Consider the following 17,692-nt stretch of genomic DNA (forward strand, 5'->3'; position numbering starts at 1 on the left):
CACCAAGATTCTATGCTGAAAGCTGAAAGCTGGCGGCTTCTTCTACTTTTTTCTCACCGCGACTCCGTGCGTATCGGCGGTTTCCTTGCCGTCCTTCATGTTGGTGATCCGCGCGATCCCCACGAACTCTCCTCCGCGGCCTCCATTTATCACCTTGATCACGCCGACCCCGGGGGTCGAGCCTTTGGCGTTGTTGACGGTCTTGTCGTTTCCGGTCAGGGGGGCGGGCCCTCGCGTCCCGACGAACACGTAGGCCTGGTCCGGGGAAACATCCATCAGGTCCGGAGCCGGGTCGTCGCTCACAGCCCCGGACAATTCGATCGTCCCTACGCTCAGGTTGCTCAACGTGTCGATGACCTCGATGTTGTTCCCCGCCCGGTCTGCGCTCCACAGGTAGCGTCCGACGGCCGCCATTCCGTGCGAATCGGCGAACTTGGTGTCGCGCGTGGTGATCAGTTTGGCTGAAACCGACTTCGGAAGGTCGGAAATATTCAAGGCGTAGACGTCGTAAGACAGCGGCGCGACCGGCCATCCTCCGCCGGAATTGATGTACACGGTGTCGCCGATCTGAATCCCTCCACAACCGGCCGGATGGATCTGGACATTATCCAAGGTGGCGACCACCTTCATCGGCGTGGCCGATACGTCGATGACGAACAGCCCCCCTCCTCGAAGCGTCACGAACGCGTACTTGCTGGACGCTTCCGTAATCGGACAGATCGGCGCCGTGTCCGGGCGCTCTCCGCTTTCCAGCGCCCCGAGGTTCAGCACGTCCTTTTCCGGGTCGAAGCTGAACTTATGGCCTGCGTAGTCCGTCCAGATCCTGATGAACTTCTTTTCCGCGATGTTGGCGGCGATCACCATCTTCTGATCGGGCGTCGGCCAGGCCGCATGGACGTTCTTTCCCATATTCAGACACGCTTCCGGCTTTTTCGTTGCGGCGTCCATGAAGAGGACCTGACCGCTCAGGAACGACAGGATGGCGTGAGACTGGTCCTGAGTGAAGAACAGCATGTGCGGGCGTCGGACGGCCTTCTTTGTCGCGTCCTGGCAGAACGTGTTGATGTCGCCGGCCAGATCGATCGTGACCGCCGGTTTGGCCGACGAGGGGTTGGCCGCCAACTGCGCGCCGTCATAAATATAGAGATAGCCGCCGCTCTCCTTGCCCGTGTCCGATTGGTCCGTGATCCACACCTCATAGGCGTAGGCGGAACTTGAAAGCCCCAGGCAAAGAACCATGACCGCCATTCCGAACCATCCCCCAGTGCATCGAGCGTTGTGCCTGATCCTGTTCATTGGAACCTCCTTGTCGGATGAAAAGTCCAGCCTGACGTGCCCCGCATGCTCAGAGACTACAGTCGTTCAACTTAATTGGAAGCCACGGTGGGAATACGATGGTCTCATAGTAGAAGGCGAGCGGAGCGCATGTCAATCTGAGGCCGTGCCGATCGGCGCGTCGCGGCGGAACGTCTTCAGTGGGTCTGTCGCTGCGGGTTCCACAGGAAGCCGACAGGCGCTGCAAGGCGTCTGCCGCGGCCGTGCGCGCGTCTCAGCAGGCGGAACGGGCCGGCGTCCGTTGACCGCGCGAAAAAGCCTGTGTTAAGGTCAACCGCGTCGGTGTGGGAGAAGGAGCGTGTCCGACTACGTGGCCGAACAAATTGCCGCGCTGAAAGACGAAGATTGGGCGGTCCGCGAGGAAGCCGCGTCGGCCTTAGGCTCTCTGCGTGATGCGCGGGCGGTGCTGCCCCTGGTGTCCCTCCTTCGCGATTCCGATCGGGCGGTGCGCGAGGCGGCCATCGGCGCGCTGACAGCGATCGGGGAGCCGTCGGTCATGGTGTTGGGATCCTGCCTCTCCGATCCGGAGCTTTCGGTCCAGGAGGCGGCTTCCTCCATCCTCACGGTCATCGGCGACAAGCGGGTCCTCGAGCCGCTGGTGAAGGCCCTCCAAAGCCCGGATTGGATCGTCCGGATGCATGCCGCCAAGGCGCTGGGGCGAATCGCCGCTGCCGAGGCGGCCGAGCCGCTTCTGCCGCTGTTGCAGGACAAGGTGAAAGCCGTGCGCGAGGAAGCCGCCCGGGCGTTGGCCTCGATCGGGTCGGCCGCCGTTCCCCTCTTATTGCAGGCTCTGAAGCATGAGGATTGGCTGGTCCGGTTGCACGCGGTCGAATCCCTGGGAAAAATGAAATCGCCCGCCGCCGTCGAGCCATTGCTGTATGTGCTGTTCAATGACCGGGATGCCGCCGTGCGGGAGGACGCCGTCCGCGCGCTCGGCGAAATCGGCGACCCTCGGGCGGTCGAGTTCCTGATCATGGCCATGAAGGAACCCGGTTTGCGGTTGCTCGCGGTGGAAGCGTTGGGGCGAATCGGCGACGCCCGCGCCGTGCCGGTCTTGATCGAGGTCGTCAACGGGTCGGGCAGGCCGGCCAGCAGCCGTCCGCTCGACGGGTGCGGCGACCGGTGGGATGAAGAAATGGTCGTGATGGGTGCGGCCGTTCGAGCGCTGGGCCTCATTCGAGACGAACGAGCCATCCCGACCCTGGTCGCGGCGCTCCAGAACACGATCACCCGCGCCGAAGCGGCGGCCGCGTTGGTGCGATTCGGTCCGGCCGCCGTACCGCGCCTGCTTCCGTTGCTTGCGAAGGAACAGGACGACAACATCCGCTACCACGTGAAGGAGGCGCTCACGCAATTGGGATGGAGGCAGGGGCGGATATAGAACAGGCGAGAGGTGCGAGGCAATGGGCAATAGGCGAGATGGCGGCAGGAATGAACCTCTGATTGGTCCATAGCCTTTCGCCTCTACCCCCGCCCATCGCCTGTCTCGTGAGCAGCTATGCCCAAGGAAAGTATCGAAACCCTCGTCGCGGAGTTGGTGCACGAGGAAGACTGGCGCCGCATGCGGGCCACGGCGGCCTGCCTATCCGGCGGACCGAGAGCCGTCCAGGCGTTGATCCATGCCTTGGAAGCGGGCGCCCCTGCGCTGAAGATCGAGGCGGCGGGCATGCTGGCCCGGATCAAGGATCCGCACGCCGGCGTGGCGCTGGTGCGATTACTCCGGCACGAGGATGAAGCGGTTCGGAGGGCGGGAGCCGCGGCATTAGAGCAGATGGCCGGGGTCGTGGACGCCGAAACAGCTTCCGCTCTGGTGCGGCAACTCTACGACGTGAAGGACGAGGAGGTGCGTAAGCTGGTGACGCATCTCTTGGGAGTCATTCCCAACGCCATCGCTCCCCTAGGCGAGATGCTTAAACACCCGGACGAAGAGGCGCAGGTGGCGGCCGCGACGATTTTGGAGCACCTGCTCGATCCGCGCTCGGCGGATGCGCTCATCGACGCAATGGGCTCACCCGCGGTCCGCGACATCGCCGTCCGCACGCTCAAAAAGCTGAACGCGATCCGCGAGCGGATCGATCGGGCGTTTGACGCCCTGCGGGAGGTCGAGGGCGCGAGCGAGCGGGAAGAGGCCCGCATGGCGACCGTGATCAATCTGCTTGCCGTCGGGCGTCCCAGCGTGGAGATCCTGATCGAGTACCTGCATGACGATGACTGGCTCGTGCGTGAAGCGGCAGCGGATCTGCTGGGCAAGATCGGCGACGTGCGGGCGGTCGAGCCGCTCATGGAACGGTTGCATGTGGACAAGGATACGGGGGTCAAGGAACTGGCGATCAAAGCGCTGGGACTGATCGGAGACGCGCGGCCGGTCGAACTCTACATCGAGGCAATTCCGATCCGACCGTTGCGCGTGTTCGCGATGGAAGCGCTGGCCAAAGTCAAAGATGTGGAAGTGCTGAAGCCCTACCAAGATCTCTTCGAGCGGCTGAAAACGGATCGCGACGGGCTGGTCGCTTACAACGCCGGGCTGATTTCGGACAAACTGGCGGCGTTGGCAGGCATGCACGACGTGGAGCACGAAGAGCAGGAACATCATGCATAACGAAGAACCACGATCCGATCGGGTAGAGCAGTTGATTTCCGCGCTGCGCGACGACAACGAAGCGCTGCGGGACCACGCCATCGCGAGCCTGGGGCAAATGGGGGTGGAGGCCGTGCCCCAACTGATCGGTCTGATGGCCGACGAGGATGCCGTGATCCGGGAAGCGGCGACCAGCGCCATTGTGCGGATCGGCCCGGCCGTCGTGGATCGACTCATCGAGGCGCTCGATGACGAGGAGTGGTCGGTTCGGGAACAGGCGGCGTCGGCGCTGGGAAAACTCAAGGATCCGAGAGGAGTCGAGCCGTTGGTCAAGGCGCTGAAGGATAAAGACGGCGCCGTGCGGACGGCGGCCGTCTGGGCGTTGGAGCGGATCGGCGATTCGCGCGCCGTGCCCGGCCTGATCGAAGCGTTGAGCGACAGCACGGTCCGGGAGGACGTCGCGCGGGTGCTGAAGAAGATCGGCGACGCCCGCGCCGTGGACGCGTTGATCGAGGGGCTGATGGGCAACAATTGGATGGTCCGCCGACACGCGGCCGAGGCGCTCGGGAAGATCGGCGATCCCCGCGGCGTTGAGCCCTTGATCGAGTCGTTGAAGGACGAGGACTGGCTCGTGCGCCGCAACGCGGCCGAGTCCTTGGCCCGGCTGGGGGACAAGCGGGCGATCGAGCCGTTGCTGCCCCTGTTGGAAGACGAGAACACGATCGTACAGGAAACCGTCGAAGGCGTGCTGACCAGTCTGGGCTGGAAGCCCGAGCGTACGGCTTAACCGATTCATAAAGGACGAATACCATGGCAGACGAAGCTCCCGTGAAGCTCATTCAGATCGGTCCGAAGGGCGGGGCCAAGAAAGACGGATTCAATCTCGTCACCGAGCGGGTGGTGGCGGTGAATCCCGAAGCCAGGCAGATCGAGGTGGAACTGCTGGCTTATGACGGCAAGACCGTGGTCCTGGATGTGGCGGAAGAGGTTCTGGAAGACCTCAAGAAGATCAAGGTCGGCGACGGCGCGACCATCCGCGTGGTGGAGGAGGGCGGGAAGCGCGTCGCCCAAAATTTTAAGATTCGAGCCAAGGACCCGAATGCCGCCAAGGCCGACGCGATGTTGCTGGATCTGAAAGATTCGCACTGGCTGAACCGCAAGTACGCGGCCGAGGTGTTGGGGGAGCTGAGAGATCCTAGAGCGGTGGGGCCGCTGGTCGAGGCGCTGACCGATGAGGTCGGGGATGTCCGACAGCGGGCCTACGATTCGCTGATCAAGCTGGGCAGCGTGTCGGTGCCGGCGCTGATTCCTTTGTTGGTGTCCGAGGAAGACGAGTTGCGGCAGTCGGTGACGGAGATCATTCGCAAGATCGGCAAGCCGGCGGTCGAACCCCTTGCGACGGCTTTGGTCGATGCGGACGATCGGCTCAAGAGCCGCATCCTGAAGGTGTTGGATCGGATGGGGTACAAGCCCAAGCCGAAGGAAGAGCCGGTGGCGGACCGGCCGAGGCTGACCAGTTCCTCCACCTGAATCGAAGCCGCGGGATCAGGAGGACGAGCTGGGTTCCCGCTTGGGTCGGCCGACGGACACATAGTGAAATCCGAAGCCGGCGATTCGAGCAGGATCATACACGTTTCGCAGATCGATCAGAGTCGGGCGCCGCAGGGCCGTTTTCAACCGATCGAAATCCAGGTTCCGGAACTGGTTCCATTCCGTCACGATGATCAGCGCGTCGGACCCTTCAGCCGCATCGTACGCGTCCTTGCACGGCACGATGCCGGGGAGCAGTTTGCTTCCTTCCTCAAGGGCGGCCGGATCGTAGGCGCGGATGACGGCCCCTTCCTTCATCAATTGCTGCGCGATCGCCAACGCCGGTGCCTCCCGCAAGTCGTTCGTGTTCGGTTTGAATGACAGCCCGAGCAGGCCCAATGCCTTGCCTTTCACACCGCCGACCGCGTCCCGAATTTTTTCTACCATGCGTTGACGCTGCTGGGCGTTGACGCGCGCCGCCGCGCTGGCGATTTCCAACTGATAGCCCACCCGTTCGCCGGTCTGCACGAGCGCGGCCAAGTCCTTGGGGAAACAGGAACCGCCGAAGCCGGGACCCGCGTGAAGAAACTTGCTGCCGATACGGTGGTCCAAGCCCATACCCTTGGCGACCACCTGGACATCCGCGCCGACCTGCTCGCACAGGTTGGCGATCTCGTTGATGAACGAGACTTTCGTGGCCAGAAATGCGTTGGACGCGTATTTGATCATTTCGGCTGTCGCAATATCCGTGACCACGAACGGCGTCTCGATCAGGTACAGGGGGCGATAGAGATCCTTCATGATCGCGATGGCGTGATCGCTGTCGGCTCCGATCACCACGCGGTTGGGCCGCAAGAAGTCTTCGATGGCCGAGCCCTCGCGCAGGAATTCCGGATTCGACACGATGTCGAAGCGATATGAACTGGACAGATTCGCCTTGATGACCTCCCGGAGTTTCTCGCCCGTGCCGACCGGCACGGTGGACTTGGTCGCGATGACTTTGTAACCGTTCATGTTCTTGGCGATGCCGCGCCCGACTTCTTCGACATAAGAGAGATCGGCTGAGCCGTCCGCGCGGGACGGCGTACCAACGGCGATGAACAGCACCAGAGCTTGGTCGACGGCCTTGGCGATGTCGGTGGTAAAAGCTAGACGGTTTTCTCTCAGGCCTTTGGCGACCAATTCGGTGATGCCCGGTTCGTAAAAAGGCACCGCGCCCTTTTCCAACATGGCGATCCGTCGAGCGTCGGTGTCCATGCAGGTCACGTTGACTCCGAATTCGGCGAAGCACGCCCCGGTCACCAATCCGACATAGCCAGTTCCGATGACGCTGATGTGCATAGTGGAAAGCCTCCAGAAGCTGAGCGATCGTATCGCCGGATCGTCCGGCGGTCATGTCCAGGCCGACGGAGAGCGAGTATAGCAAAGCGTCGAAGAGCCAGCCAACGAATTCGTCTTCTTCAGCGCCCATGTGCGGCCGATTCTACGGGCGTCAGGTTCCTCGATTGACACCCATCCGAACCGTTCAGTAGAATTTTGGCTTCGCGAGGACACCAGGGAGGATTCGCGTCATGGCACCGCAGACGGGAGCGATTTTGCGTCCTCTGGCGGTCATGATGAGCCGGGCGCTCAAGACGGTCGGCCCCGACGCGACCCTCCTGGAAGCCGCGAGACAGATGCGCGACGCCAAGGTCGGTGCGTTGCTGGTGGGCGAACGGGATGTCTACCTAGGCGTCGTCAGTGAGTCCGATCTGGTGCGCAAGGCGATGGCCGAGGGAGTCGATGCTCGCCAGACCCGCGTCCGCTCGGTGATGAGCAGCCCCCTGATCACGATCGAGATCGATCGCTCCGCGCATGACGCCAGCGACCTCATGGCGGAGAAAGGCATCCGGCACTTGGTCGTCACCGAAGAAGGCCAAATCGTCGGCATTCTTTCCGTTCGCGATCTGCTCCGGTACTTCAAGAACTGGGGGACGTTGTGATCCCTCATCCCGCGCCGATATCCGTTCGAACCCGACCAGGCGACTCGATGGGTCCCGCAGCTACATGACCACGGGACCAGGTTCCCCTCAATCCTCTACGGTACTGTTGCTGGTGACCGCGCTCATCTCTGGGGCCGTCGTGATGGCGCTGGAGATGCTCGGCAGCCGGTTGCTGGCGCCTGTCTTCGGAAATTCCTTGTACGTGTGGGGCGCGCTGATCGGCGTGATCCTGGCGGCGATGAGCAGCGGCTATGCCTTCGGCGGGTGGTTGTCGGATCGACGGCCCGGCGAGAAGGTCCTGGCGTGGCTTCTGCTGTTTTCCGGGGGCTGGACCTTTCTGCTGGCGTGGAGCGGGCATCCCGTCATGTTCAAGGTCGCCGCGCTGACGGACGACCCGCGATGGGGACCTTGCTTGGCGGCGAGCTTCTTACTGGCCCCTCCGGCGTTTGGTCTCAGCGGGGTGCTCCCAGCTCTTCTCCGCCTCGCCGTGAAGGACATGGGATATTTGGGGCGACATGCCGGGCGCATGATCGCAGTCTCGACGGTGGGGAGCTTGGTCGGAACCTGGGGCACGGCCTTCTTTCTTTTGTCCTGGCTTGGAACCCTGGCGCTGATCGGCTGGTTGGGGGGGATTCAGATTGCGCTCGGGTTTCTCTGGTTCGGGCGAGGGGCTGCGTTCCGAACACGGTCCCTTCTCTCCGTTCTCGGCGGGCTGTTCCTTCTGGGAGGATTGGTGAGCCTGGGCGGCCTGGCGATTTATCGTATCCAACAACTGCCGAAGCCCGTGTATCAGGTGGACAGTCCCTACCAGCAGGTCCGCGTGCGGGACGACGACGTGTTTCGCTATCTGATCCTCGATCGGACCTTCCATGCCGTGATGTGGAAGGCCGACCCCGTCACGCTGTTCTTGCCTTACAGCCAACTGTTTGTCGCGGCTCTTGCGCTCGTGCCTGAGCCCACGCGCGGCTTGATTCTGGGGCACGGCGGCGGATCAATGGCGAAATGGCTGGCTCGGACCTGGCCGGACCTGGAGCTGGACGTGGTCGAGGTCGATCCTGCCGTCGTGCGTGTCGCAGAGCAGTATTTCGATTATCACCCGCCTCCGTGGCACCATATCCATGTCAAAGATGCGCGAGCGTTCCTCCGCTCCACGGCAGCGACCTACGATGTGATCTGGATCGACGTCTTCGCCAGGCATATGGTGCCGTTCCACCTCACGACCAAGGAGTTTTTTTCGGAAGTGCGAGCTCACCTGAAACCCGACGGCGTCGCCGTCGTCAATTTGGCCACATCGGGAGAAGGCGGGGATCGCTTGCGGGAGAGCGCCGTCGTGCAAACGTTGCATACGGTGTTCCCAGCCGTCGAATCGTTCGGAGTGAAAGGCCCCTGGCGGACGAAACCCCAGGACGCGCAGAATCTGCTCTTCTTTGCCGGATCTCCCTTCGAGCGAATGACCTTCGAGCAATTTGTGAACCGGGTCAGCACCCTTGCGGCGGACGGACGGCTTCCAATGGAAGCGCTGGCGTTGTTGTCGACGCGCAAGACGGGTACCTGGCCGGCAGGTCTTGCCCTCACGGATGACTATGCTCCCTACGATCTCCTGATCGGACGCGCAGTCGATGACGGGGGACCGGGGCCTACAGGCTCATCGCAATGATATGAAAGCGTTGAAGAAATTGGTGCAGGCTCGCGCGCCGGCTCGCCGGACAGCGGGTCGCAGGGCCTCCCGAACTACAAGCTTGCTTCCCTTTTAACCCCTATGTTATAAGGTGTGCCACTCGACGCAGTGAAAATTTCGTGTCTTGACGGCAAAAGAGAAAGCAGAGGATAGGCTTTTCTGGGCGAGTTTAACAATCCGTGGGCTTGGCGAGAGTTCTTTACTAACCTAATCACTTCTCTTTTTCATTAAGGAGGTAGGTCATGGGCAAGATGATCTTATCTGTCTTTTTTGGCCTAGTCATGGTTGTGGCCGGCGCCTCGGGAGCCTTCGCTCACCAGGCTGGCGGCGTCGAAATCGGCGATCTCGAAACAGGATCCGTGGTCGGTCAACCGTTCAAGGAGTTGGTGGTTGACGCCGAATTCCATGCGGTTGAGATCGGAAACGTCAAAGCCTGGTATCCGCCCGCCACGATCATCGATTTTAAGGCTCGTCCCGGTCGGCCGGTGCTGTTCAAGGTCACGAACAGTTCCTCCGCCGAGCACGGTTTCTTGCTGACCGCTGACGAGGCATTCGGGGCACCGACGGTGTTGAAGGCTCAAATCGTGCTGAAGCCGGGGGAGACCAAATACATCGGTATTCCTACCAGCGACCTCTTCTACGCTACGACGGGCGTGACGTTGAAATATCGCTGCCATCTGCATCCGGCCCACGTCGGCGGGACCCTGTTGATGATCAAGTAAGATCCCGGCAAAACAGCCGGGCATGAAAAACCCCGTTCATCCCGGGAGGGTGAACGGGGTTCTTTTTTGGTTCGCGATCCGTACTAACTTGTTCAGGTCTGGCTTTGCGCTTCCGGCTGACAATCGGGAGGCGAGTCGAGCGGGATGTTCTGTGCTCCGGCCACCTTGCCCTCGACGATCAACAGAAGAAACCGGCTTTCGGTCGGTTCTCGTTTAAATCGTTCCTGGACAACGGTGTTGACGTCTACGACGATTTCATCATCGTCCCATTGCGTGCTGTTCACCACCCAGAAATGGCTGGTCGCGTCCGGGAAGCGGGTCGTCACGAAGCGCTCGATGATGGAGCCGAGGTCGCCCGTGCTTGGCTCGGCCGGTGTCGCCAGCCACAGGGTCAACGCAGCAAAACAGAGCATCGTCCATTTGTGTCTCATGGTTTCACCTCCGAGCGCCTGACAACGTCCGTTCGGCCGGACGTTTCCATTGTGAGATATAATCGGCTGCCCGCCGTGGTGGCTCTTGAAGGCAAACTCGCTTCACCACAAAATTGTACTGCTCTGTCGACTATAAAATCCAGGAATATGCTGGTTCGTGCCGCTGCGGATCGCTCGCGCGCACCAAAAGCAAACAGAAAGGCCTTCTCCCCTGCTGCAGGGGAGAAGGCCTTCGAGCGAACTATAGGACGGTGCGTAAAGCCGTCGTGGATCCGACGGTCGGGGCAGTTTAATTCCGCACCCCGCTCCACACCTTATCGGGATTGATCTCCTTGTCGGGATTGAGCTTCTTCGCTTTCTCTAAGAGAGCCTCTGTCGTCTCGGGATAGGCCGGATCAGGAACGCAACAGTTGTCGACCGGGCACACGGCGGCGCACTGGGGTTCGTCGAAGTGGCCGACACATTCGGTGCAGCGATCGTGAGTGATCACATAAATATTGTCGCCTACCCCCTGGCCCTCGCCGACATGGTAGCCTTTGCTCTCGGCATCGCTCCGGGTTTCGAAGATGGCCTCGTTGGGGCACTCCGGGAGACAGGCTCCACAGGAGATGCATTCGTCAGTAATCAGCAGTGCCATGACCCTTGCCTCCTTCCCGCGGTATCGGATGTGCTAGAAAAGACGGATCGAACGTTGAGTTGAACGGGTCGCTTCAGCGCGGCCTTCTAAGATCACAAAAAGTATGTCATTCTAGTTCGCTGTACTTTTCTAAGTCAACAGCGGCCGGACTGTTCAGAAGACCTATGCGGCTGATAACGATGGGCCGTTCGGCCCAAGCCTCGCAAGAGGAATGTGTGCACTTCCTGATGTGAGAGCAACTCGATGACTGATGCCGCGGGCTCCGATCCTCGTCAGAAAAAACAGCGTGCAGTAGTCCTGATCCTGCTCGCCGTTTTGTTGATTAGCGCGAGCTTGTTCCTCGGGAATCGCAAGGATTCCGACATCATTGTCGTGACGCTGCCGAGCGGGAAGCAGATCGAAGCCGAGGTCGCCGATACGCCCGAGAAACTGCTGTTTGGGCTTGCCTTCCGGGAGGGATTGCCCGAGGGCTCCGGGATGCTCTATATCTTTGAACGTTCCGGTCCGCATCGCGTCCGCACGAAAGGGTATCGCATTCCGGTCGATATGATCTGGGTCAACGAAAGTCGCCACATCGTCCATCTAGTCGAACATGCAGAGCCTTGTGCGGAAGATCCCTGCCCTTTCTACGGGCCTCCTCCGGAACACGCGCGTTATCTCATTCAGGCGACGGCCGGGCTGATCCGTCGCGAGCATCTCCAGACCGGCGCCGAGTTGAAGTTCGCCTTGCGGCTGTAGAATCCTCAGGAGCGCCCTCGGGCTGACGGTTGAGAAAGGGTTGAATGATGAGCGGGTTTCAATTCGTGGCGCGGGTCGACGAGATTCCTCCAGGTCGCTCGAAGGTCGTGATCGTGGATGAGAAACCGATCGCGCTGTTCAACGTCGATGGCACGTTTTACGCGATTTACAACGTGTGCCCTCATGAAGGAGGCCCGCTTGCCGAAGGGCGGCTGAAGGGATGCGTGGTGTCCTGTCCGTGGCATGACCTGGCGTTCGACGTGCGGAACGGGCAGGGAACGGATGGGGGCGGATACTGCGTCGGCAGCTATGAAGTCCGCGTCGAGGGGCAGGACGTCTTCGTCGGCGGCCGGCGCAAAATCTAGTCATGAATCGGCAGGGCGAGGCGCTGACGAGCGAGCGGGATCGAGACGCAAAGGTGCTCGCGTCTCGAGTGGACGAGCCGTTTCAGATTCATCTTTGGGAAGATCGGACCCGAGGGGAACTCTGGATTCCTTCCTACGATCCCGCGGCGTTGGTCCTGGTCGGCGATGATTTTCTGCGGATCGCGAGCGGCAATGCGGTCGATGCTGGTCGTCGAACGTTTGAATTCAAAGCGGTCGCGCCGGGTACGCACCGGGTGGTGTTCGAAAAGCGGATGGGCTGGAAGTTTACAGCCGAGGATCGGCGCGTGTTCCTCGTCCAGATCTTTTCCGGGGGCGACCGCCCGGCGGGGCGATGATGCCTGATATCGGATTTGTCAACGGGCGCTTCATGCCGCTGGCGGAAGCCGTCGTTTCCGTCGAGGACCGCGGATTTCAATTCGGCGACGGCGTCTACGAAGTCATCCGTACGTACGGAGGCCGGCTGTTTCAACTGGATGCGCACCTCGTCCGGCTGGAACGCAGCGCAAAGGCCATTGACTTGCCCTGCCCGCTCTCTCACGCCCAATGGACGGAACGGGTCGCCGAGGGAATCCGCCTGGCCGGATACCAGGAGTGCAAGGTGTATATTCAGCTCACGCGAGGGCCTGCGCCCAGAGATCATCTGTTCCCGACCGGCGTCCAACCTACCGTGGTGATGACAATCCGGGAACTGCATCCCTTGAGCGACAGCCTCCGGTCCGGCGTGGACGCGATCACGCTCCAGGACTTCCGCTGGGGCCGATGCGACGTCAAAAGCGTGAGTCTATTGGCCAACGTTCTGGCTCGCCAGCGCGCCAAAGACGCGGGCGCGTTTGAAGCCATCTTTATCAGGAACGGAGAGGTCACGGAAGGCGCGGTCAGCAACGTGATGATCGTGCGACGCGGCGTCCTTATGACGGCTCCGGAGGGAGAGCGTATCCTGTCCGGCGTGACGAGGAGCCTGGTGCTCGAACTGGCTCGCAAGGAGGGTCTCACCGTACATGAACGCCCCGTGGCGGAAGCGGAGTTGCGAGGGGCCGACGAGGTCTTTCTGACCGGGACGACCGTCGAAGTGTTGCCGGTCAACCGGATCGACGGCATCGCGGTCGGGTCCGGTCGGCCGGGACCTGTTGCGAATCTCTTGGGAGAGCGTTTTCGCGACCTGACGGCATAAGGGCCCCTTGCTTTGCTAGGGGTATCATGGTATTTTGCTTCCGCGTGAAGTGGGCGTTGGCCCACTTTTTTGTTTGCGGTGATGGCTGCGGCGGCGGTCGCGGAGGGATATGTGTACGACTCCCAGCGCGTCGCTGAGCGCATCCGGGAGATCGCGTCTCCGATTCTCTGGGCGCTCGGCTTGGAGTTGGTGGACGTCGTCTGTTCGGGACAAGGTCCTCGCACGGTCGTTCGGATCTTCATCGATAAGCCGGGCGGCGTGACGTTGCGCGATTGCGAGCAGGCGCACTTGTCGCTCGGTCCGGCCATGGACGTGGCAGACCCTATCCCGCATGCGTACACGCTCGAGGTGTCGTCCCCCGGATTGGACCGACCCTTGAAGCGAGTCGAAGATTACCGCCGTGCGATCGGGAAATCCCTCAATCTGAAGCTGAAGGCTCCTTACGAAGGTCGGTGGCGGATCGCCGGGCGGCTTGTGGGGGTCGAAGATCACGTGGTGTTGGTGGAGTTGGAGGACTCGACGGTTCAGGAAACAGTCCGGTTGGAGTTGGAGGCTATTGCAGAGGCCAAGCCTGAGGTGAAGTTTTAGGGCGTGCGAGAGGGCGAAGGTGAGCCATGAACAGAGAATTGATCGCGGTCATTGATCAAATCGGACGGGAAAAAGGCATCGACAAGGCGAGAGTGATCAGCGCCATCGAAGCCGCCCTGCAGACCGCGGCGAAAAAACGATTCGGGCAGGCCGAGAATATTCAGGTCGAGATCGACCCGAAAACCGGCGAGATCTCGGTCGTCTCGAAGAAAGTCATCGTCGACACGGTCACCAATCCCAAAGCGGAAATTTCGCTCGCCGAAGCCCGAGAGTTCGACAGCGAGGCGGAGATCGGCGATGAGATCGGCTCGTTGATCGAGATGGACGAACTGGGTCGCATCGCGGCGCAAACGGCCAAACAGGTGATCTTTCAGAAGGTCCGGGAGGCCGAGTGGGAGGCGGTTCAAAAGGAATATGCGACGCGGGTGGGCGATCTGATCAACGGGATCATCTTGGGCATGGAACGACGCAACTACCTGGTCGACCTGGGCAAGACGGAAGCGATCCTTCCCGTTCAGGAACAGATCCCCCGGGAAACCTACCGACGGGGGGATCGAGTCAAGGCGTATCTGTTGGAAGTGCGGCGCACGCCCAAGGATGTGCAAGTGATTCTGTCCCGCAGCCATCCTCAGTTCGTCGCCAAGCTCTTTGAGATGGAGGTGCCCGAAGTCTCGGAAAAGATCGTGGAGATCAAGGCGATCGTGCGGGAGCCGGGCGATCGGACGAAGATCGCGGTCGCGTCGCGCGACAAGGCCGTGGACCCGGTCGGGGCCTGCGTCGGCATCAAGGGGTCGCGGGTGCAGGCGGTCGTGCGGGAGCTGCGGGGAGAGAAGATCGACATCGTCGCCTGGACGCCCGATCCGCGGGTGTTCATCGCGGAAGCGCTCAACCCGGCCACCATCGAAAAGGTCGGGATCGATGAAGAGAAGAAATCCGCGCTGGTCGTCGTCGCGGATTCGCAACTCTCACTGGCGATCGGCAAAAACGGCCAAAACGTCCGTTTGGCGGCCAGGCTGACGGGCTGGAAGATCGATATCATCAGCGCGACCGAATACGAGAAAGAAAAGGCAGAGCGGGATAAGGAGATCAAGGCAGCCCTTGCGGAGGAAGCCGAGGCGCAACGGGAACAGGAGGAAGCGGCCCGGGCAAGCCGTGGCGCCAGCGTGGAGCCGGCCGCCGCCGAAGCCGCCGCGACGTCCGAAGCCGCAGCCGCGGGCGAGGTCCAATAGGGATGGTTCGAGATGCGAGTGTATGAGTTGGCCAAGAAGTTGGGCATGGAGAACCGAGAGCTCATTCCCGAGTTGAAGCGGATGGGTATTACGGTCGCCTCCCACAGCAGCGCCCTCGACGACGAGACGGCGCAGCGCGTCATTGAAAAATTGACGCCGAAAGGCAAGACCTCGGTCAAAAGCGGCGCCAAGACCGCGGAGGCAGGCGATCAGGCGGAGTCTCGGACGGAAAGAAGGGGAGGCCGTTCTCACAGGGAAGAGGCGAGCGCGGCGCTCCAGACTTCGGCGAGGGAGACGTTGCGCGATTCAGGCAGACCTGCATCTGCGCGACTGCAGCCTTCGGTCGTCGAGGAGCCCCCTAAGCCCGACAAGCGACGTATTCTGATCAAACGAAAAAAGACCGAAGAAGCGGCTGCGGAGACGGTCTCGGGTGCACCGTCGGAAATTTCCGCCAAACCTGGCCCGCCCCTGCAGGACGCGGCCCGAGCGGTCGGCCCTTCGCTGACGCCCGAGGCGACCGCGCCGCCGCAGGTCGAATCCCAGATCGAGAGCGCGCAGCCTCCAACGCGGACGCTGGATCATGCGCCCGTCGGTCCTCAGCCCGAGTTGCGCGAAACCAAACCGGCTCAGCCGGCGCCGGCCTCCGCTGTGGAACCGCTCCTCCCTGTGGGGAAGAAAAAGAGTTTCTCGATCGAGACGCTCGAGCCCGAAGGAGTCGGGCTGAAGGACAAGCTCAAGAAAGTCCGCAAGCCCGGTCGGGCCCGCGAAGAAGAGGACGTCAGGTTTCGGGACGATGCGGCCCGCTGGGAGGACCTGCGGGCGATCCCCGTGCACAGGAGGGAAGACCGCTCTCGCCATGTCCAGCCGAGCTCCGTCGCCGAGATCACCAAGCCCCGCAAGAAGAGCGTCAAGCTGACCGCCGGTCTGACGGTGAAAGAGTTTGCGGAACTGATCGGACAGCGCCCGGCCGATATCGTCCGCAAGTTGATGGAGATGGGACAAATGCTGACTTTCAATCAACCCATCAACCTGGACGCCGCCGTGCTGATCGCCGAGGAATTCGGCGTCAAGGCCGAAGTCTCGACGGAAAAAGCGGTCGAGGAACTGCTGGAAGAAGCGGCCGAAGGGATCGGCGACGAACGGTTGGAGCCGCGGCCTCCCGTCGTCACGATCATGGGACACGTTGATCATGGCAAGACCTCGCTGCTGGACGCGATCCGTCAGACCAGAGTGACGGAGCAGGAAGCCGGCGGCATCACGCAGCATATCGGGGCCTACACGGTCCGCGTAAACGGCAGGCAAGTGACCTTCCTGGACACGCCGGGCCACGAGGCCTTCACCGCCATGCGCGCGCGAGGGGCGAAGGTCACCGATATCGTCGTGCTCGTCGTGGCGGCCGACGACGGCGTGATGCCGCAAACCGTCGAAGCCATCCACCACGCAAAGGCGGCCGGGGTGCCGCTCATCGTCGCGATCAACAAGATCGACAAGCCCGGCGCAAACCCGGATCGAGTCAAGCACGCGCTGTCTGAGCACAACCTGATTCCCGAAGCCTGGGGCGGCGACACCATCATGGTCGAGGTCTCGGCCAAGCAGAAAGTCGGATTGGATACGTTGCTGGAGATGATTCTGCTCCAGGCCGAGGTGCTGGAGCTCAAAGCTGATCCATACCGTCCTGCCAAAGGAACCGTGATCGAGGCCAAATTGGACCGCGGCCGCGGACCGGTGGCGACGGTGCTGGTTCAAAGCGGCACGCTGCGCGTGGGCGATGCGTTCGTGGTTGGAACGTTCAGCGGCCGTGTCCGGGCGTTGATCACGGACACGGGCAGCAAGGTGCCGGAAGCCGGGCCCTCGACGCCGGTCGAGGTCATCGGTCTGCCCGGCGTCCCCTCGGCCGGCGACGCCTTTCAAGTCGTCAAAGATGAGCGCGTGGCCCGGGAGATTGCCGAGGCCCGGGCGCTCAAGCAGCGGGCTGCAGACTTGGCGGGACCCGCGAAAGTCACCCTCGATGATCTGTACGCCAAGATCAAGGAGGGAGATGTCAAAGAACTGCCTCTCGTGATCAAGGCCGACGTGCAGGGTTCCGCGGAAGCGTTGGCGGCTGCGGTGGAGAAACTCCCGGCCGGCGCCGTCAAGCTGCGCGTCATCCACAGCGGGGTCGGCGGCATTACGGAAACCGACGTGCTCCTGGCGTCCGCATCGCGGGCGATCATCATCGGTTTCAACGTGCGCCCTGAAACCAAGGCCGCGGCGTTGGCCGAGCAGGAAGGCGTCGACATTCGCCTCTACAGCATCATCTACGACGCCATTGCGGACATCAAGGCCGCGATGGAAGGATTGCTCGAGCCCACGTTGAAGGAACGCGTGCTGGGGCGGGCCGAAGTGCGTCAGCTCTTCACGATCCCCAAGGTCGGCGTCATCGCCGGCTGCTATGTCGTCGATGGAACGATCACCCGGGCGAGCGCAGGCGTCCGGGTCGTGAGAGACCACGTGACCGTGTACGAGGGCAAACTGGGCTCGCTGCGTCGGTTCAAGGACGATGTGCGGGAGGTACAGCAGGGGTACGAGTGCGGCATCAGCATCGAGAACTTCAACGATCTCAAAACCGGGGACATCATCGAGGCCTATACCCTCGACAAGGTCGCGGCTAAACTCTGAGCGAAGGTTCCGGTGTCTCCGCGGCGGCA

18 protein-coding genes are annotated in these 17,692 nt (G+C 61.8%); 14 read left to right on the forward strand and 4 right to left on the reverse strand.

Annotation, left to right across the window (positions count from 1 at the left end; all coding sequences use genetic code 11):
• Positions 1 to 42 precede the first annotated feature (42 nt).
• Positions 43 to 1,248, reverse strand: a complete 1,206-nt coding sequence (locus tag AB1555_08590) for a hypothetical protein (GenBank protein MEW6246751.1) — start codon at positions 1,246 to 1,248, stop codon at positions 43 to 45.
• Positions 1,249 to 1,645: 397 nt separating this feature from the next.
• On the opposite strand from AB1555_08590, the gene AB1555_08595 reads away from it, so the two are divergent.
• From AB1555_08595 to AB1555_08610, 4 genes are all read left to right on the forward strand, one after another.
• Positions 1,646 to 2,716, forward strand: coding sequence for a HEAT repeat domain-containing protein (locus AB1555_08595; protein MEW6246752.1), 1,071 nt, complete (start codon positions 1,646 to 1,648; stop codon positions 2,714 to 2,716).
• 117 nt (positions 2,717 to 2,833) lie between these two features.
• On the forward strand, positions 2,834 to 3,934 hold the full coding sequence (locus AB1555_08600) for a HEAT repeat domain-containing protein (GenBank protein MEW6246753.1): 1,101 nt from the start codon (positions 2,834 to 2,836) through the stop codon (positions 3,932 to 3,934).
• Complete coding sequence (locus tag AB1555_08605; protein MEW6246754.1) at positions 3,927 to 4,700, forward strand: HEAT repeat domain-containing protein; 774 nt, start codon at positions 3,927 to 3,929, stop codon at positions 4,698 to 4,700. Before AB1555_08600 ends, AB1555_08605 begins: the two co-directional genes overlap by 8 nt.
• A 23-nt stretch (positions 4,701 to 4,723) precedes the next feature.
• Positions 4,724 to 5,443 carry a HEAT repeat domain-containing protein gene (locus tag AB1555_08610; protein ID MEW6246755.1) on the forward strand — a complete coding sequence of 240 codons (720 nt, stop codon included), beginning with the start codon at positions 4,724 to 4,726 and terminating at the stop codon, positions 5,441 to 5,443.
• Positions 5,444 to 5,458: 15 nt separating this feature from the next.
• Here AB1555_08610 and AB1555_08615 read toward each other — a convergent pair whose 3' ends face one another.
• Positions 5,459 to 6,784: a UDP-glucose/GDP-mannose dehydrogenase family protein gene (locus tag AB1555_08615; GenBank protein MEW6246756.1), complete on the reverse strand. Its 1,326-nt coding sequence runs from the start codon at positions 6,782 to 6,784 to the stop codon at positions 5,459 to 5,461.
• A 230-nt stretch (positions 6,785 to 7,014) separates the two neighbouring features.
• On the opposite strand from AB1555_08615, the gene AB1555_08620 reads away from it, so the two are divergent.
• The 3 genes from AB1555_08620 (at position 7,015) to AB1555_08630 (ending at position 9,825) form a co-directional block, all read left to right on the forward strand.
• The gene (locus AB1555_08620) at positions 7,015 to 7,425 is read left to right on the forward strand and encodes a CBS domain-containing protein (protein ID MEW6246757.1); all 411 of its coding nucleotides are present in this window, start codon (positions 7,015 to 7,017) and stop codon (positions 7,423 to 7,425) included.
• Positions 7,426 to 7,489: 64 nt separating this feature from the next.
• On the forward strand, positions 7,490 to 9,082 hold the full coding sequence (locus AB1555_08625; GenBank protein ID MEW6246758.1) for a fused MFS/spermidine synthase: 1,593 nt from the start codon (positions 7,490 to 7,492) through the stop codon (positions 9,080 to 9,082).
• Positions 9,083 to 9,345: 263 nt separating this feature from the next.
• The gene (locus AB1555_08630; protein ID MEW6246759.1) at positions 9,346 to 9,825 is read left to right on the forward strand and encodes a hypothetical protein; all 480 of its coding nucleotides are present in this window, start codon (positions 9,346 to 9,348) and stop codon (positions 9,823 to 9,825) included.
• Between the two features lie 92 nt (positions 9,826 to 9,917).
• On the opposite strand, the gene AB1555_08635 is transcribed toward AB1555_08630, so the two are convergent.
• Both AB1555_08635 and AB1555_08640 read right to left on the reverse strand, forming a co-directional pair.
• Positions 9,918 to 10,256 (reverse strand): hypothetical protein, encoded by a 339-nt coding sequence (locus tag AB1555_08635; protein MEW6246760.1) that lies wholly within the window; start codon positions 10,254 to 10,256, stop codon positions 9,918 to 9,920.
• A gap of 289 nt (positions 10,257 to 10,545) precedes the next feature.
• Positions 10,546 to 10,893 (reverse strand): 4Fe-4S dicluster domain-containing protein, encoded by a 348-nt coding sequence (locus tag AB1555_08640; protein ID MEW6246761.1) that lies wholly within the window; start codon positions 10,891 to 10,893, stop codon positions 10,546 to 10,548.
• Positions 10,894 to 11,136: 243 nt separating this feature from the next.
• Between AB1555_08640 and AB1555_08645 the strand changes: the two genes are divergently transcribed.
• The 7 genes from AB1555_08645 to infB all read left to right on the forward strand — a co-directional run bounded on the left by AB1555_08645 (position 11,137) and on the right by infB (position 17,663).
• Positions 11,137 to 11,631 (forward strand): DUF192 domain-containing protein, encoded by a 495-nt coding sequence (locus tag AB1555_08645; protein MEW6246762.1) that lies wholly within the window; start codon positions 11,137 to 11,139, stop codon positions 11,629 to 11,631.
• Positions 11,632 to 11,675: 44 nt separating this feature from the next.
• Positions 11,676 to 11,996 carry a Rieske 2Fe-2S domain-containing protein gene (locus AB1555_08650; GenBank protein ID MEW6246763.1) on the forward strand — a complete coding sequence of 107 codons (321 nt, stop codon included), beginning with the start codon at positions 11,676 to 11,678 and terminating at the stop codon, positions 11,994 to 11,996.
• A gap of 2 nt (positions 11,997 to 11,998) precedes the next feature.
• The gene (locus AB1555_08655) at positions 11,999 to 12,352 is read left to right on the forward strand and encodes a protease inhibitor I42 family protein (GenBank protein ID MEW6246764.1); all 354 of its coding nucleotides are present in this window, start codon (positions 11,999 to 12,001) and stop codon (positions 12,350 to 12,352) included.
• Positions 12,349 to 13,188: a D-amino-acid transaminase gene (gene dat, locus AB1555_08660; protein MEW6246765.1), complete on the forward strand. Its 840-nt coding sequence runs from the start codon at positions 12,349 to 12,351 to the stop codon at positions 13,186 to 13,188. The genes AB1555_08655 and dat overlap by 4 nt, the downstream gene beginning before the upstream one ends.
• Before the next feature lie 81 nt (positions 13,189 to 13,269).
• A complete protein-coding gene (gene rimP / locus AB1555_08665; protein ID MEW6246766.1) occupies positions 13,270 to 13,776 on the forward strand; it encodes a ribosome maturation factor RimP in 507 nt (168 codons plus the stop codon).
• A gap of 26 nt (positions 13,777 to 13,802) precedes the next feature.
• Complete coding sequence (gene nusA, locus AB1555_08670; protein MEW6246767.1) at positions 13,803 to 15,005, forward strand: transcription termination factor NusA; 1,203 nt, start codon at positions 13,803 to 13,805, stop codon at positions 15,003 to 15,005.
• A gap of 12 nt (positions 15,006 to 15,017) precedes the next feature.
• The gene (gene infB / locus AB1555_08675; GenBank protein MEW6246768.1) at positions 15,018 to 17,663 is read left to right on the forward strand and encodes a translation initiation factor IF-2; all 2,646 of its coding nucleotides are present in this window, start codon (positions 15,018 to 15,020) and stop codon (positions 17,661 to 17,663) included.
• The last annotated feature ends 29 nt before the right edge of the window (positions 17,664 to 17,692 follow it).

The organism is Nitrospirota bacterium (assembly GCA_040755395.1).
Taxonomy (GTDB): Bacteria; Nitrospirota; Nitrospiria; order Nitrospirales; family Nitrospiraceae; genus DATLZU01.

Coding starts and splice junctions, on each gene's coding strand:
- AB1555_08620 (MEW6246757.1), top strand. CDS start 7,015: ATGGCACCGCAGACGGGAGCGATTTTGCGTCCTCTGGCGGTCATGATG.
- AB1555_08600 (MEW6246753.1), top strand. CDS start 2,834: ATGCCCAAGGAAAGTATCGAAACCCTCGTCGCGGAGTTGGTGCACGAG.
- AB1555_08640 (MEW6246761.1), bottom strand. CDS start 10,893: ATGGCACTGCTGATTACTGACGAATGCATCTCCTGTGGAGCCTGTCTC.
- rimP (MEW6246766.1), top strand. CDS start 13,270: ATGGCTGCGGCGGCGGTCGCGGAGGGATATGTGTACGACTCCCAGCGC.
- AB1555_08590 (MEW6246751.1), bottom strand. CDS start 1,248: ATGGCGGTCATGGTTCTTTGCCTGGGGCTTTCAAGTTCCGCCTACGCC.
- AB1555_08645 (MEW6246762.1), top strand. CDS start 11,137: ATGACTGATGCCGCGGGCTCCGATCCTCGTCAGAAAAAACAGCGTGCA.
- AB1555_08605 (MEW6246754.1), top strand. CDS start 3,927: ATGCATAACGAAGAACCACGATCCGATCGGGTAGAGCAGTTGATTTCC.
- AB1555_08610 (MEW6246755.1), top strand. CDS start 4,724: ATGGCAGACGAAGCTCCCGTGAAGCTCATTCAGATCGGTCCGAAGGGC.
- dat (MEW6246765.1), top strand. CDS start 12,349: ATGATGCCTGATATCGGATTTGTCAACGGGCGCTTCATGCCGCTGGCG.
- AB1555_08650 (MEW6246763.1), top strand. CDS start 11,676: ATGATGAGCGGGTTTCAATTCGTGGCGCGGGTCGACGAGATTCCTCCA.
- AB1555_08635 (MEW6246760.1), bottom strand. CDS start 10,256: ATGAGACACAAATGGACGATGCTCTGTTTTGCTGCGTTGACCCTGTGG.
- AB1555_08615 (MEW6246756.1), bottom strand. CDS start 6,784: ATGCACATCAGCGTCATCGGAACTGGCTATGTCGGATTGGTGACCGGG.
- infB (MEW6246768.1), top strand. CDS start 15,018: ATGCGAGTGTATGAGTTGGCCAAGAAGTTGGGCATGGAGAACCGAGAG.
- AB1555_08630 (MEW6246759.1), top strand. CDS start 9,346: ATGGGCAAGATGATCTTATCTGTCTTTTTTGGCCTAGTCATGGTTGTG.
- AB1555_08655 (MEW6246764.1), top strand. CDS start 11,999: ATGAATCGGCAGGGCGAGGCGCTGACGAGCGAGCGGGATCGAGACGCA.
- AB1555_08625 (MEW6246758.1), top strand. CDS start 7,490: ATGACCACGGGACCAGGTTCCCCTCAATCCTCTACGGTACTGTTGCTG.
- nusA (MEW6246767.1), top strand. CDS start 13,803: ATGAACAGAGAATTGATCGCGGTCATTGATCAAATCGGACGGGAAAAA.